A 14394-nucleotide genomic window follows, 5' to 3' on the forward strand; every position below is an offset into this window, starting at 1 on the left:
AATCCAATTTAACAGCTATATTAGATGACGCAAGCCGCCGGCTGCTGCTTTCGGGCCGCCGCCGGCAGAACCATATGTCATATAAATAACAGTACCGAAGTTATGCAGAAAATCATGTTGTCGGGCAAAATCCACACCGCGCGGCTGACCGCCTGCGAGCTGGATTATGAAGGCAGTCTTGAAATTGATCCGCTGCTGCTGGCGGAAGCCAATATCCTGCCCTATGAAAAAATCCTGGTCGTCAACCGCAACAACGGTGAACGGCTGGAAACTTACGCCATTCCCGGTCCGCCGGGCAGCCGGCGTTTTTGTTTGAACGGGCCGGCCGCCCACAAGGGCGCGGTCGGCGATGTCGTCACCATCATGGCTTTTTCGGTTTGTACGCCGGAAGAAGCCAGGGCGCTCAAGCCGCGGGTGATCATTTTGAATGACAAGAATGAGATCATCGAGCGCAAAGGCAATCTCAATTCGTAAAGGAGCCGACGCATGTGCCGTAAGTCCAATCCCCAATCCGGTCTGGCCGTTCTCGAGTACATCATCATCATCCTGGCGGTGATCGCCGTCGCTTTCGTGTTGCTGGCCTGGCTCGGGCCGCAGTTGCGTTCCGGCGCCAATCTGGCGGCCGATGCCGCGATGCCGGCGGCGGAAACGACGGTCCGCAAACCGGTGCCGACCCCGCCGGCCGCCGCCGAACCGGCTGAAGCCGAAAAAGCTGCGGAAGTTGCGGCGGACAAACCGGCGGATATCACGCCGCCGGCCGGACCGGCATCGGAAGCTGCGCAATAAACTGCCGCATTGTTTGACATTTTTTACAAAAAAAACTCACTTTTTATGCGTTAAAGTGAGTTTTTTCATATCTTATGTGATATAATTCCATTAGCAACGCTTTAATAATGGGAGATTTCATTATGGCTCGAACAATCTTACAACCGGTCAGAAGCTATTGGGAATTTTTCCGACGGGCGGGAGCCACCTTGCGAACGCATTGGCTGAAAGCATTCTTTTTTATGTTGTTCAGCGTTTTTATTTTCGGTTTGGCCTTTTCTGTATTCTGGAATCCCTTTTTTCATGGCAAATGGTTCGGCGGCGGCTTCTGGACGCTGGTCTCTCCTCTGTTGACGGTTGGCTTTTATCGTTTTTTCATCTGCCTGGACCGCGATCAGCCGGCTGGAGCCGGCAGTTTATTTTTCGGGTTCCGCCGGATCGGCACCATCCTGGGGGCTACTCTGCTTATCGGATTGATTGTGGTTATCGGCTTTATTCTGTTCATCATTCCGGGGATTGTCTTCGGCTTGAATTATGCGATGACCTTTTGCATCCTTGCCGACGACAAACCGATGACTGTTCTTCAGGCCATGCGCAAAAGCAAAGAGATGATGTACGGGCACCGCTGGCAGTTGATCGTATTAAGTGCGTTTCTGCTGTTTATTCTCCTGCTGTTTATTTTCCTGATGGCAGCCGGACTGATCCTGTTTGGGATTCTGCAGATGATTTCACTTTTTGTCTTGTTCTTCATACTGTTCTTCCTGGGAAGCATGTTGTTCTTTTATGCTTTTTCGGGGATGCTTTATGTTTCGTTCTATCATGCGATCCGGCCGGATGACCACAATCAGCCCGACGACGTTCCCTATCGCGGTATGAGAATCTTTCCGACGGTGCTGCTTTGCCTTTTGACCTTTCTGGTCGGCACAGCGCAACGGCTTGGGGTCGACGATTCTTCCGGGGTGACGAGCGTGCAGCAGTTGCGGAATGCCGAACTGGCTCGAATCAGAGACGTCATCCAGAAAGAATCATCCACTCTCCACCGTTATCCCACCGAAGCGGAATTAACCGCCTTATTCGGTCAAAACTGGCAGACCTACGATGTCACGCTGCTGCTGAGCGAACAAATTGTCTATCTGGGGGATTTAATTCCGGAAGATGCCCCGGGCGTCGCCCAAAATGCTCCCCTGCTGATCAGTTACCGAAAAATCGGCGATAAAACTCTGTTGCTGGTATTTCCCAGCGGCGGAAGGATGAGCCAATATGAATTTTCCAATGGCGGCCCCGCAGCGGTCGTCGACTGTTTGGAATATGATTTCCAGTGCACGCCGGCGATGCTCCAACGGGTTCGCGAGCAGTTGACGGGAGCTGCTGCTGCCGGCGTACCGGCCGTTCCGCCGCCATCTGAGCAGCCGGAGGAAAAGGCGCAATGAATATTCAGGAAGCTTTGATTTTCACGCTGGACCGCGGTGCTTCGGATTTGTTCATCACCGGCGGCAAACGGCCGTATGTCCGCCAGTTCGGCACGTTGCGCCCGATTGCCGAGCATCCGGTCGCCCCGGCGGAACTGGACGCTTTCCGCCGGCAGGTGCTCAGCCGGGAGGCGGAAGCGGAATTCCAGCGGACCGGCGGCGCCGACGCCGCCTGTGAGATTGACGAGCAGCATCGTTACCGGTTGAATTTCCTGACCGCCCAGGGGCAGCCCGGGTTGGTCGCCCGGCCGCTGCGCAGCGGCGACGGCCTTTATTTCGACCAACTGCATCTGCCGGCGGCGGTGCTGGAAAAACTGGCGGCGGCGCCGCGCGGCCTGATCCTGGTTTGCGGTTCCGCCGGCAGCGGCAAGTCGACGACGTTGAGTGCGCTGGTCAATTATATCAACGACCATTTCGAGCGCCATATCGTCATGATCGAAGATCCGATCGAATATCTTCACCACGACAAGACCAGCTTGATCACCCAGCGGGAGGTCAATACCGACACCAGCAGCTTCAGTGAGGCGCTGAAGCATGTCGTCCGTGAAAGTCCCGATGTCATCGTCATCGGTGAAATGCGCGACATGGCGACGATGCAGACCGCCATCTCGGCGGCGTTGACCGGCCACCTGGTGATCAGCACCATCCACACGGCAGACACGTCGTTGGCGATTGAGCGGATCATCAACTATTTTCCGGAACAGTTGCGGCAGATGGTTGCCGAAGATATCGCGCTGGCGCTGCAGGGCGTCCTGGCGCAGCGGCTGATTCCGTGCGCCGACGGCAGCGGCATGATTCCGGCGGTGGAGATTCTGCTCGGCACGCCGCTGGTGCGCCACCTGATCGCCCGGCGGGAATTCAACGATCTCGACGAGGCGCTGAAACGCGGCAAAGAGTCCGGCATGATCACCTTCAACCGGGCGATTTTCGAATTGGTCCGAGGCCGGCAGATCGCCTTGAACGAGGCGCTGCGCTTCGTGACCAACCGGGAGGAGTTCGAACTGCTGCAGCGCGGCATGGAGAGCGGCAACGACTCTTTCCGTCACAACTTCGAGGCGACGGAATTCGAAACGGCCGAACTGGATATGAAACAGCTGCTGAAAGCGGCGGTCGGCAACGGCGCCAGCGATCTGCTGCTGACGGTCGGCTCCCAGCCGATGCTGCGGGTCAACAGTTTCCTGCTGCCGCTGGATACCAACGTATTGCGCCCCTATGAAACCCAGCAGTTGCTGTACAGCATTCTGTCGCCGCGCCAGCGGGCGGAGTTCGAAGAACGGCGGGAAATCGATTTCGCGCTGACCATCAAACTGAAATCCAGCCGGGCTCCGGCCGACGCGCCGGCCGAGGCGTATCGCTTCCGGATCAACGGCTTTTTCCAGCGCGGCCATGTCGGGGCGGCGCTCCGGGTGATTCCCCGCCGGATTCCGACGCCGGAAGACCTGCTGATTCCCGCCTCGGTGGTCCGTTTCTGCGACAAGAAGAGCGGGCTGGTGCTGGTCACCGGCCCGACCGGCCACGGCAAGACCACGACGCTGGCCAGCCTCGTCGACTGCATCAATCATAAATATTCCTACCACATCGTCACCGTCGAAGATCCGATCGAATATGTCCATACCCACGACAAATCGATCATCGAGCAGCGCGAGCTGCACGCCGACACGCTCAGCTTCGCCAACGCGCTCAAATACGTGCTGCGCCAGGACCCGGATGTCATCATGGTCGGCGAAATGCGCGACGCCGAAACGATGGCGGCGGCGATCACTGCGGCGGAAACCGGCCATCTGGTGTTTGCCACGCTGCATACCAGCAATGCGCCGCAGAGCATCGACCGGATCGTCGATTCCTTTCCGCCGCATCAGCAGCCGCAAATCCGTATTCAGTTGGCCGGCACGCTGCTGGGGGTGATCGCCCAGCGGCTGATTCCGCGGCAGGACGGCAATGGCCGGGTCGCCGCTTTCGAAGTGATGGTCGGCACGCCGCCGATTGCCGCATTGATCCGCGACGGCAAGACCAGCCAGTTGGCTTCCATTCTGGAAACCAGCTTCAAGGACGGCATGATCACGATGGACAAAGCGTTGGATGAACTTTACGGCAAAGCGTTGATTAGCCGTGCCGACTACGACAGTCTGCGCCGGATTTACCGAACCGTCAAGGAGTATTGAATCATGTACCGCATCGGACAGGGGTATGATGTTCACCGGCTGGTTTCCGGCCGCAAATTGATTTTGTGCGGCGTGGAAATACCGCATGAATCCGGCTTGCTCGGCCACAGTGACGCCGATGTCGCCGCCCATGCGTTGATGGACGCGCTGCTGGGCGCGCTGGCGCTGGGCGACATCGGTAAATTTTTTCCGGACACCGATGAGCGTTACCGCGGCGCCGACAGTCTGCGTCTGCTGGCGGAGCTGTTGGCGCGGGAGCCGTTTGCGGCCTGGCAGATTGAAAATGTCGACCTTACCATCATGGCCCAGCGCCCCAAACTGGCCGGTTACATCGACGCGATGCGCCGGAAGCTGGCCGGGGTCATGCATCTGGCGCCGGACCGGGTGTCGGTCAAAGCGACGACGACGGAAAAACTCGGATTCTGCGGCCGCGAGGAAGGCATTGCCGCCAGTGCGGTTGCCTTGTTGCGGAGAAGGAGCGATCGCGACTGATGGAAAAAATGGAACCGGCGGAGCTCATTTATCGGGATGGCAGAGTGGAAGCCGCGCTGGTGCCGGCCGGCCGGGAGGAGGCGGCCGCCGAACTGGAAAAGACGGACCCGGCCAATCACCGGCGGCAGTCGGCGGCGCTTGGCGATATCGTTTATCTGCTGAAACGGCGCTTCCGCTCGGCCGGCGCGATTCGGCGGTCCTCGTTTGCCGGCCGGGAGCACACGATTGCGGTACTGAATACCCCGGTCCGGCCGGAGGTCATCAGGCGGGACGGCGCCGGCGCGCTGGTGCTTCACACGACGGAGTCGGTGATGCTGGTCAATTTGTGGTCGACGACCCAGTCGGTCTACCGGTTGCCGCTGGCGACGCTTCCGGTCAGGGTCGAAGCGGTCGGGGAATACGTTTTCATCGCCACTGCCGAACAGCTTGTCGTCTATACGCTGCCTCCGCGCCGTTTTCGATTCCTGGTTATGCTCCTGCTGTGGGGATATTATCGGGGCTGGCTGCCGGCCGGTGCCGTTCTGCGAAAAAAATTTTCCAATCGAACCGCCGGTCAGCGCAGATTGAATCCGGCTCAAACGTATGCCAAACCATTCTGGAGACTGTTCTGGATCAAATATGGCCTGCTGATCTATTTCGGCATGTTGGGCGTCGTTTTCGCCGTATATCTTCATACCGCCCGGCAGGTGACCGCTTCGCTGGCGTTCCAGCCGTACGTCCGGAACGTGGTGGAAAACCGTTTGCGGGGCACCTTCCGGACCGATGGCCGCCAACTGTTCATCACGCTCCGCAATCCCGGCGACGCGGCCGCCCAGACCCTGCTGCTGCCGCCGGACCGTTTCATCGCTCTGACCCCGCAGGCGATTGTTGCGCTGCCGCCGCCGGTGGACGCGGTGCAAACCGTTGAAATCGGGCCGGGCCGGACGATATCGTTCGTCTGCCCGCTGACCGAAAAAATTCCGGAGGATACCGAAAAACTGCTGCTCGACTTCGAGCACCAGGTCATTGCGCTGACCGCCGAATGGTAAGGCGGCCGGCTGGCGGTTACTGTCTGCCGCGCCGCAGCAGCCAGATGAAAAACGGTCCGCCCAGCAATGCGGTGATAACGCCGACCGGCAGTTCCTGGGCCGGATAGGCCAGCCGGGCCAGCGTATCGCAAAAGATCAGAAAAGCGCCGCCGCCCGCCATTCCGGCCGGAATCAGCAGACGGTGTTCGACGCCGAACAGACGGCGCAGGATGTGCGGCACGATCAAACCGATAAAACCGATGATGCCGGCCATCGCCACCGTTACCGCCGCCAGCAGCGAAGCGGCCAGCAGCAGCAGGCAACTGGCCCGGCGCGGCGGCAGGCCGAAATTATGGGCCAACTCGCTGCCGAGCGTCAGCAGGTCGACCGCCCGTCCGTACCAGGTCAGCAGCGCGGCTAAAATGATTACGGTCGTTCCGCCGAACCACAGCAGCGGCCAGTTGCCGCCCTGCAGATTGCCCAGCAGCCACCAGGTGATGCTGTTGAGTTCCCGCATGCCCAGCGTGCTGATGAAAAACATGATGCCGCTGGAGGCCAGCGAACTGACGATGACGCCGGCCAGCAGCGCGTTGTTGGAAAATTCCGGCGGTTCTCTGCCGGCAATCAGCCAGACGACCGCCAGCGCCAGCAGCGCCCCCCCCAGCGCCGCCGCCGGCAGCGCCCAGACCATCGTCAACGTCAGTCCGCTCCAGACCGCCGCCACCGCCGCCAGCCCGGCGCCGCCGGACACTCCCAGAACGAACGGTTCGGCCAGCGGATTGCGCAACACCGCCTGGTAAATCAACCCGGCCACGCTCAAAGCGCCGCCGACGATGAAGGCCGTTAGCGTCCGGCACAGCCGCAATTTCAACAGGATCGGGGCCAGCGGATTGTCCCGGTCGAAGACGGCCAGCCCTCCGGAGCCCAAACTCAAGCCGGCCGCAAACGCGACGACCGTCAGGCCCGACAACACCAGACCGATCCGGAAATTGGTCGATTTCATGACTGATTCAACCATCCGTTCCGGCCGGCGGCGCCTGTTTTTCAAATAATTCATAGATATTCAGATGGTCGGTTACACTGCCGGGCAGCAACTGCAGCGGGACCACTACGGTGGTCGGATAATCGAAATCCGGGCTGGCAACCGGCCGGTCGCGTTCACAGAACAAGGAGCCGGTCAGAAACGGCCGGGTCAGGTTGCGGACCCGCGAATTGGTCAGATGGACGCGGTGCTGCTGCGGGTAAAGTTTCCGGACCCGTAAATCCGCTTCGGACAGCATCTCGTCTTCAAAAATTACCAGCGGGACGTCACGGCAATAGCGCCGGGAACCGACTTCGTATTCAATATGGACCACCGTGTCCTTTTCCCAGTGGTTGAACAGCAGCAGGATATCCCAGTCGTCGCCGTCGTAGACCGGCGGCAGCATCGGCGGTATCAGCGCCTCGCCCCGCTCCACCGTGATCTTCAAACGGGCCGGCGGCTGGATGATCCGGGTGAGGTGGCGCATCATCGCGCCTTCGACATCGGCGGGCCGGACGACCACTTCGATCACTCCGCCGGTGATGAACGCCAGTTTGAACAGCGAAGAGGTAAACGGCGCTTCGCCGACCGCGACCGGAAAAATCCTGGCCTCGGGATGACTTTTCAGCAGCGGTTCCAGCCGGCCGCCGAACCAGTAACCGCCGTCGGTCAGGATGACGATAGAACGCCGCGCCGCCGGTAACGGCGGTATGCGATATACCGTTTCCAGCGCGCCGATCAGGTCATTGCCCCGCAGAAAGGTATGGTCCCCGACCGGAATTTGTTGCAGCAGAGCGGAGATATTATCCGGCGTCACCGGCACCGAATGCGGAAACAGCAATCTGGTTTCCCGGGCTATGCTCAGCACATTGAAGCTGTCCTGTTCGGTCAGGCTGGCAAGCATCTTATTGAGCGACTGAAACGCCAGTTGACGCCCTCTTTCGGTCATCGAACCGGATTGGTCCAGCATAAAGACAATTTCCTGCCGCCGGTTTTCCGCGACCAGCGATTCCAGCTCGATTGCCGGCCGGAAATACAACTGGGCGCGCAACTGGTCCGGCGTATTGTGAATGGCGTAGCAGAAATCCGGCATCCCGTCCCGCTTTTGCAGGCGGAGGATGAAATCCCGGTCCGGCGCACAGCGTTCCGTCAGTTCGACGACCGCTTTGTTCCCCTGGCGGGCAACCCGCAGCGCATGGGTCGTCGACTCGATCTGCAGGTCGTCGGCATTGGGCACTTCAAAACGCATCGAACAATCGTAACCGACTTTGCGGCAGAATTCGGGCGCCACCATCCTGAAATGCTCCGGCGTCACTTCGGAAGGCATATTGAACGGTACGATCGTCAGCGGCAATTGCAGCACCGAACGGCCGGAATGGTGCATCATCGCGCCGAACAGCTTGATTTCCACAATGATTTCACAACCGGGCTCCAGCCGCGAATGGCACAGCTCCCAGACATGATACGGATAACTGGTCAATTTGGCGGCCGGCCGGCCCTCTTCCAGCGCCTGCGCATACCGCCGGCCGGCTTCCAGGCGGGGCAGCAGGGACGCCTCCCGATGATCATTTGGCCGGTAAATTTTAAAATCATAGACATCCAATTGCGGGGTGCTGCGAAAAAAATAGACCATTTCATGGCTGACCCGGTCGCGGTTCACGAACGACAGCCGGACGGTGAGATCGACCGTTTTGGTCGTCAGAGTGCCGCTGAAATCGACGGAAGTCAGCAGGTGATTGAAGTCAGCCATTGCCGCCTCCCGCTTTCGCCGTCAGCAGTTGCTGGAAAAATCCGGCGATATCCAACAGTTCCGCTTCGTTGAAAAAATCCGGCGGATAATGCAGGGAAATTTCGTTGCTCAACAGCAGCCGTTCCTGGCGCAGCCTGGGCGGCAGGTCCAGTTTCGGCAGCAGGCCGGCGGCATCCTGGCCCTGTTCCACCTGGTCGAGGCAATATTTGATCCGGCTGAGCGGCACGCCTTTGCCGGCCAGTTCGACGACCAGCCGCAGGCGTTCCAGGTGATCTTCCGTATAATAGCTGCCGTTCGAACTGTTCAACGGCGGCGGCAGTACGCCGCGCTGGATATAATATCTGACGTCCCGTATCGTCGTACCGGCGGCTTCCGTCAAGGACTCCAGGTCGTACATGCCATATTTCCTTTTGTCTGTAAAAATTAGTAACCCCGAACTTAAAGTAATATTTCCGATAAAAAAAGCAATTTTAAAAACATGAATTTCCATCGTATCCGGAAAAAAATCCGCTGTGAATTTGATTTGTTCTCCGTTCTGTAAGATATTATACCGTTGTTCAATCGGGAGCGGTTTCCCGAAACCCGGTCCGAAAATACCGTGGAAAGCAGAAAAACCGCCGGACGGGTTGCGGAAAACTGCCCGTTCAATCCAACAGACAGAGGAGCATTGACCGATATGACCGCCCAACTTATTGACGGGAAACGAATCGCCGCGAAAATCAACCGGGAAACCGCCGATGCCTGCGCCCGGCTTTGTGAACATCATATCCAGCCCGGCCTGGCCGTCGTTTTGATCGGCGACGATCCGGCTTCCCGGATTTACGTCAACAGCAAGGAGAAGAGATGCCTGGAACTGGGCATTTACTCCGACAAGCGGGTGCTGCCCGCCGATGCCACGATGGACCAGGTGCTGCGCCTGATCGACGAGCTGAACCGCGATTCGCGCATCAACGGCATTCTGGTGCAATCGCCGCCGCCGCCGCAAATTGATGAGGAAGCGGTCATCGCCGCAATCCGGCCGGAAAAGGACGTCGACTGTTTCCATCCGGTCAATGTCGGCAAAATGCTGATCGGCAAAACCGACGGTTTCTTTCCCTGTACGCCGTATGGCGTCATGGTGCTGTTGCGGGAGTACGGGATTGATCCGGCCGGAAAACACGCGGTCATCCTCGGCCGTTCCAATATTGTCGGCAAACCGATGCTGGCGCTGCTGCTGCAGAAAGCGTCCGGCGCCAACGCGACGGTGACCTGCGTTCACTCCCGTACCCCGGATATCGGCAGTTTCACCCGGCAGGCTGACATCCTGATCGCCGCGATCGGCCGGCCGGAATTCGTCACCGCCGATATGGTCAAACCCGGCGCCGTGGTCGTCGACGTCGGCATCAACCGGGTCGCCGACGCCGGCGCCGCCAAAGGGTACCGGGTGGTCGGCGATGTCAAATTCGAGGCAGTTTCGCCGTTGGCGTCCTATATTACGCCGGTGCCCGGCGGCGTCGGTCCGATGACTATTGCCATGCTGATGGCCAACACCCTGAAGGCCTGCCGGCTGCAACATCGGCTCGGCGAATGATAAGATGAGCAGAAAAGATTTCATCAGCGACAACCTCGTCCACATGCGCGACCGTCTGCGGGAGCATGCGGAAGCGATGGCGGCCGCCCGCAACGCGCAAACGGAAACGGCGGCCGCTCCGGAAGAGATGGCGCCGCCGGAAGCAGTTCCTTCGCCGGAAAGTACGGGCCGGGCGGCAGATGCCGTTCAGCCGGAGGAGGAGCGATTGCCGACTTGGCCGGAACCGCCGGCGATTGAGGAACCGGTTCCTTCCCGGGCGGACGCGCCGCCGGTCGAGCCGGTTGCCGCTCCGGAAGCGGTGCCGCCCGTTCCTCCGCCGGCGGAGGAACAAAAAAAAGCGGTGCGGCAACGCATCGCCGAGATCAAACGAACCCGCCGGGACCTTCTGACCAGGCTGCACCGGGAGCATTCCGGACTGCAGACCGAACTCGAAAAACAGCGGGAGCAATACAAGGAAACCGAATTTTTCGCCGATTTTCTGACCTGCAAACTGGCGGAAATCGAAAACGGCGATTCGGAAATCACCCCGGAAAACCTGCGCAATTCGGCCAGAATGCTTGAAAATGTCCGGCTGGAATATCTGCGGGCGCTCAGCCGTTATGAACGCCTGCAAGGCCGGAACGCCGCGGCGGGCGGCGAAGCCGCCAACACCGCCGGCGTGCTGCCGGAATTGTTGTCGCTCTCTTTCGGGCAGCTGGTGCGTTTCGGGCTGGCGTTGTTCCTGCCGGTCGTCATCGCCGTTCTGCTGGGCGCCCTGCTGCTGACGCTCGGTTATTTTGCCGCAGTGCGTTGGTGAGGAAAATTATGTGGCGCCGTTTTACCGCGAAACGTCCTCGACGCAATTTAAGCCGCTATATCCATCCCGGCGGTTTTCACCGCCTGTCCGGCCGCCGGCGCGAACGGCGCGTCCGGAATTACGCCCGCAACCGGCTGATCTGGGCGGCTGTTTTCGCCGCCGTGGTGCTTGGCGGACTTTTCTTCGTGCTCTTCTGACCCGGTTTTTCTGGATAACTGAGAGGGACGGGCCGCGGTCCAGGCCGTTCCCGGCCGCGGCTGTATTTTTGATTCAGCGGCTGAAATGCAACTCGTTGAAGGAGGCGATTCCCTTGTCTGCGGCGATGCCGCCGCCCCATTCGAGGTACCCGTCGCGCACTTCGCCGTTGCTGCCGTTGACCAGCAGGGAAAAACCGAGCAGGTATTCCGGCCCGAAATGATCGGCGCCGATTGCCGTTTTATCAAGATCGATCACATACAGCCAGAGTCCGGGCGCCGGTTCCAGCAGTTGCAGTCTTGTGCCGTCATCGGCCAGGCCGGCCGGGGCGCCGATATGCCGGAACAGGTGCTCGCCGTCCTGTGACCGGGCGGCGGTGAATTCATGGTACGAGCTGTTCAGCAGCCCGCCGTGCGCTTCCCGCAACTGGACGGCAAACTGGACGGAATCGCCGTTCCAGGCGTCGCCGGCCGGGTAATTGCAACTGTGGATGCCATCTTCGACCAGCACTTGCAACTGCAGACGGTCGGCGGTGTACAATACCCGGAATTTTGCGGCGATGTTGCAGTCGATCAAACCGCCCTGCCAGCCGTGCCAGTCCACCTTGTCCAGTTCAATCCAGCCGTCGGCTGCGGCGAGCGAATCGGGATCGAACTGTTGGGTTGCCGGCGTCAGCGGCAGAATTTCGCCGCTCCGGCGTTCATTGGCGCGCAGGGAAATCGCCAGCGGCGTCGCGTTGCCGTTGCTGTCCGTCACCTGGAAATGGGTATAGGTGTTGGCGGGCAGCCGGTCGTTGATTTTGACCGTGAATTCGAAGGTCTGAGCGGCGGCGGGCGGCAGTTCGAATGGTGCCGAAGCGAAGGCGACCGCTTCGATGCCTTCCGGCAACTGCAGTGCCGGCGCAACCATGACGGAGCAGTCCGAGAAATTATTGAATTTCAGGCGGAACGTCATCGGTTTTTCGCGTACCACATCGTAGCCGTAACAGGTGTAGAACTGGCCGGCAAGTTCATAATCCGGCTGGATGACGACCGCTTTGGCCGCCCGCGGCGAGGCGTTGAAATCCTTCGCCAGCCGGTAAAGCTGCATCGCCCGGGTGTCCGGTTCGATAAAATTCCGGGCCGCCGGTTCCGACAGATAGAGGTAGGCGATGCCATCGGTCATCGGCAGCCGGTTGCCGTTCACTTCAAGCGGCCGGCCGTCGAGACCGGCGGCCCGGACGTACGGCAGACCGGCCGGCAGTATCAGGAAGTCGGTCGGGCGCTCTTTCAGACCGGTGTAAACCGCCGCGACCGTCTCTGTGCCGTCGGAAAAGACCCGGCTGCGCACCGCACCGTCCAGTTTCAGGTCGCCGATATATGCCTTGTTGCCGACTGCCCGTACCAGGTGGGTATAGGCGGCCATCGAACGCATCGGGGCGAAATTGCGGTCCATCATGCCGAAATTATTCTGGTTTTCGTCGTAATATTTATATTCGAACGCAAAATAGCGTTCAACTCCGAGGGCACGGAATTCCAGCGCCTTGCCGACGATTTCCGCCGCGCTGTGAAGGTCGTCCGGCACCAGGGCGCGATGGGTGCCGCGTTTCCACGGCATGCCGCATTCGGTGATCCAGTACGGAATGCCGGCCCGGTCCGGCGCGAGCTGCAATTCGGTTTCCCGCAGTAACGTCATCTGCCGTTCCAGCGCCGTAGTGACATTGTAGGTGTGGAAGCTGAGCACGTCGCAATCGGCGAGCAGGCCGTTTTCCAGATACAGCCGGTAAAAATTGCTCTCCTCCCGGGTGCCGGCGAACACGCCGCCGACCACCAGCGCGTCGATTTTGTCGGCGGCGAACTGCCGCGAAACCGCCTTGGTGAAAGCGGTGACGAATTCACCCGGAAAATCGTTGCCGAAAAAGATATCCGGTTCATTCCAGACCTCCAGCGCCTGCAGCGTGCCGCCCCAATGCCGGACGATCGCGCTCCAGCTGCCGGCGGCGGCGATCAGATCGCGCGGGTAACGGTTGGAGCCGTATTCTCCCGGCGCGTCGAGCCGGTTCCAGGCCGGAGTGTCGTGAAAGGTGTCCAGCGTTCGGATGCCTTCTGACGCGGCGATCCGGTGATAGAGATCGAAACGGTCGGCGAAATGGTAACGGTTTCGGGCCGGATTGATGAAATCCCAGGCGATCCGGTCGCGGTTCCAGCGGATGCCGTTCTGTTTGAGCAGGCGCAGATAGCTGCGGATCATCGCTTCATCGTCCGGCGGTCCGCCCCAGCTGAACGAGGAGTCGATGGCGAAGTAATCATCATATTCGCCGTCGAACGGCTCATCGACGACGACGCCGGACCAGATGCCCAGTTCCGGCAGCAGGAGGTCGTAATAGCCGATCTGCTGCGGCGGCGGAACCGAGATGACCTGCTGGTCGGCATCGAATTCGGCAGTGCCGCCGGCTACCGTTTTTCCGCTGTAATCGCGATAGCAATAGGCCAGCGCCGCCGTCGGCATGGCCGTCGGCGTCATCAGCAGTTGAAGTTGAATCGGTTCGCGGCTGCCGGGGGCGATAAAGTTTTTTTCCGGCGCCGGTGAACGGTAGGGCGGCGGACTGCCGGCGGCAATCTCGTCGAGCCGGACATCCGTCACTTCAAAAGTGCCGCGGTGGACGTCGAAATCGCCGCGGTGGACCACAAAACCGATTTCATTGACCGGCTGCCGCAGTTTGCCGTCGTTGTCGCCGCCCCAGTGATGTTCGGGAGAACCGGCGACCGGCACTTGAAGTTCCTGCCAGTCGTCGGCATTGCCCGACAGCGGCAGGAAATGCTGGTGGGTTTCGCCGTCGGCATCGGTGAAGCGCACCGCCAGATTGGCGGCAGCGGTCCTGACCTGAAAGCGCAGAAGGCCGAATTCCATCGTTCCCGTCCAGAACGCCGCGACATAACCGCCGCCGTTTGAAAAATCCCCGTCGACGCGCACCGCGCCGTCCCGATGCGACAGCGTTCCGGCCGCACCCGGAAATTCCGGGCCGTTCGAAAAACGCCAGCCGGCCAGCTCCGGCGTGATCCGGACTTGATAGTTCAACGTGGTGTCTTCCGCCGTCACCGGCCATATTGCCGCCAGCAAGGCCAGGCCGATCAGTAGCATCCCTGTCCGTTGTATCACTTGCGCCTCCATTGTGTTACGCCGACAGG

At 60.0% G+C, this 14394-nt stretch carries 13 protein-coding genes; 9 read left to right on the forward strand and 4 right to left on the reverse strand.

Translation table 11 applies throughout. From position 1 onward, the window contains the following. Window positions 1-102: 102 nt before the first annotated feature. The 6 genes from panD (at window position 103) to HWX74_RS09265 (ending at window position 5916) form a co-directional block, all read left to right on the forward strand. Complete coding sequence (gene panD / locus HWX74_RS09240; RefSeq protein ID WP_176013263.1) at window positions 103-474, forward strand: aspartate 1-decarboxylase; 372 nt, start codon at window positions 103-105, stop codon at window positions 472-474. 12 nt (window positions 475-486) lie between these two features. Beyond that, complete coding sequence (locus tag HWX74_RS09245; protein ID WP_176013264.1) at window positions 487-786, forward strand: hypothetical protein; 300 nt, start codon at window positions 487-489, stop codon at window positions 784-786. 122 nt (window positions 787-908) lie between these two features. Beyond that, on the forward strand, window positions 909-2195 hold the full coding sequence (locus HWX74_RS09250) for a DUF975 family protein (RefSeq protein WP_176013265.1): 1287 nt from the start codon (window positions 909-911) through the stop codon (window positions 2193-2195). Beyond that, window positions 2192-4396, forward strand: coding sequence for a type IV pilus twitching motility protein PilT (locus HWX74_RS09255; protein WP_176013266.1), 2205 nt, complete (start codon window positions 2192-2194; stop codon window positions 4394-4396). The genes HWX74_RS09250 and HWX74_RS09255 overlap by 4 nt, the downstream gene beginning before the upstream one ends. Window positions 4397-4399: 3 nt before the next feature. Next, window positions 4400-4888, forward strand: coding sequence for a 2-C-methyl-D-erythritol 2,4-cyclodiphosphate synthase (ispF, locus tag HWX74_RS09260; RefSeq protein ID WP_176013267.1), 489 nt, complete (start codon window positions 4400-4402; stop codon window positions 4886-4888). Then, a complete protein-coding gene (locus HWX74_RS09265) occupies window positions 4888-5916 on the forward strand; it encodes a hypothetical protein (protein ID WP_176013268.1) in 1029 nt (342 codons plus the stop codon). Before ispF ends, HWX74_RS09265 begins: the two co-directional genes overlap by 1 nt. Before the next feature lie 16 nt (window positions 5917-5932). Here the strand turns inward: HWX74_RS09265 and HWX74_RS09270 are convergent, their stop codons facing one another. The 3 genes from HWX74_RS09270 to HWX74_RS09280 are packed head-to-tail and all read right to left on the reverse strand — an operon-like array spanning window position 5933 to window position 9063. Continuing rightward, a complete protein-coding gene (locus HWX74_RS09270) occupies window positions 5933-6898 on the reverse strand; it encodes an iron ABC transporter permease (protein WP_176013269.1) in 966 nt (321 codons plus the stop codon). 7 nt (window positions 6899-6905) lie between these two features. Next, window positions 6906-8666, reverse strand: a complete 1761-nt coding sequence (locus tag HWX74_RS09275; RefSeq protein WP_176013270.1) for a VWA domain-containing protein — start codon at window positions 8664-8666, stop codon at window positions 6906-6908. Then, the gene (locus HWX74_RS09280; RefSeq protein WP_176013271.1) at window positions 8659-9063 is read right to left on the reverse strand and encodes a MerR family transcriptional regulator; all 405 of its coding nucleotides are present in this window, start codon (window positions 9061-9063) and stop codon (window positions 8659-8661) included. The genes HWX74_RS09275 and HWX74_RS09280 overlap by 8 nt, the downstream gene beginning before the upstream one ends. Before the next feature lie 279 nt (window positions 9064-9342). Here HWX74_RS09280 and folD point away from each other — a divergent pair, with 279 nt between their 5' ends. Genes folD through HWX74_RS09295 form a run of 3 tightly spaced genes read left to right on the forward strand, consistent with a single transcriptional unit; the run spans window position 9343 to window position 11229 of the window. Then, complete coding sequence (gene folD / locus HWX74_RS09285; RefSeq protein WP_176013272.1) at window positions 9343-10236, forward strand: bifunctional methylenetetrahydrofolate dehydrogenase/methenyltetrahydrofolate cyclohydrolase FolD; 894 nt, start codon at window positions 9343-9345, stop codon at window positions 10234-10236. A 4-nt stretch (window positions 10237-10240) separates the two neighbouring features. Further along, on the forward strand, window positions 10241-11032 hold the full coding sequence (locus tag HWX74_RS09290) for a hypothetical protein (RefSeq protein WP_176013273.1): 792 nt from the start codon (window positions 10241-10243) through the stop codon (window positions 11030-11032). A gap of 8 nt (window positions 11033-11040) precedes the next feature. After that, complete coding sequence (locus tag HWX74_RS09295; RefSeq protein ID WP_176013274.1) at window positions 11041-11229, forward strand: hypothetical protein; 189 nt, start codon at window positions 11041-11043, stop codon at window positions 11227-11229. Between the two features lie 73 nt (window positions 11230-11302). On the opposite strand, the gene HWX74_RS09300 is transcribed toward HWX74_RS09295, so the two are convergent. Beyond that, on the reverse strand, window positions 11303-14365 hold the full coding sequence (locus HWX74_RS09300) for a hypothetical protein (RefSeq protein WP_176013275.1): 3063 nt from the start codon (window positions 14363-14365) through the stop codon (window positions 11303-11305). Between the last annotated feature and the right edge of the window lie 29 nt (window positions 14366-14394).

Origin of the sequence: Victivallis sp. Marseille-Q1083 (assembly GCF_903645315.1) — a bacterium.
Classification (GTDB): Bacteria; Verrucomicrobiota; Lentisphaeria; order Victivallales; family Victivallaceae; genus UMGS1518.

What these genes read in the sequence shown, in the direction of transcription:
- panD (WP_176013263.1), top strand. Translation starts at nt 103, where the DNA reads ATGCAGAAAATCATGTTGTCGGGCAAAATCCACACCGCGCGGCTGACC.
- HWX74_RS09245 (WP_176013264.1), top strand. Translation starts at nt 487, where the DNA reads ATGTGCCGTAAGTCCAATCCCCAATCCGGTCTGGCCGTTCTCGAGTAC.
- HWX74_RS09250 (WP_176013265.1), top strand. Translation starts at nt 909, where the DNA reads ATGGCTCGAACAATCTTACAACCGGTCAGAAGCTATTGGGAATTTTTC.
- HWX74_RS09255 (WP_176013266.1), top strand. Translation starts at nt 2,192, where the DNA reads ATGAATATTCAGGAAGCTTTGATTTTCACGCTGGACCGCGGTGCTTCG.
- ispF (WP_176013267.1), top strand. Translation starts at nt 4,400, where the DNA reads ATGTACCGCATCGGACAGGGGTATGATGTTCACCGGCTGGTTTCCGGC.
- HWX74_RS09265 (WP_176013268.1), top strand. Translation starts at nt 4,888, where the DNA reads ATGGAAAAAATGGAACCGGCGGAGCTCATTTATCGGGATGGCAGAGTG.
- HWX74_RS09270 (WP_176013269.1), bottom strand. Translation starts at nt 6,898, where the DNA reads ATGAAATCGACCAATTTCCGGATCGGTCTGGTGTTGTCGGGCCTGACG.
- HWX74_RS09275 (WP_176013270.1), bottom strand. Translation starts at nt 8,666, where the DNA reads ATGGCTGACTTCAATCACCTGCTGACTTCCGTCGATTTCAGCGGCACT.
- HWX74_RS09280 (WP_176013271.1), bottom strand. Translation starts at nt 9,063, where the DNA reads ATGTACGACCTGGAGTCCTTGACGGAAGCCGCCGGTACGACGATACGG.
- folD (WP_176013272.1), top strand. Translation starts at nt 9,343, where the DNA reads ATGACCGCCCAACTTATTGACGGGAAACGAATCGCCGCGAAAATCAAC.
- HWX74_RS09290 (WP_176013273.1), top strand. Translation starts at nt 10,241, where the DNA reads ATGAGCAGAAAAGATTTCATCAGCGACAACCTCGTCCACATGCGCGAC.
- HWX74_RS09295 (WP_176013274.1), top strand. Translation starts at nt 11,041, where the DNA reads ATGTGGCGCCGTTTTACCGCGAAACGTCCTCGACGCAATTTAAGCCGC.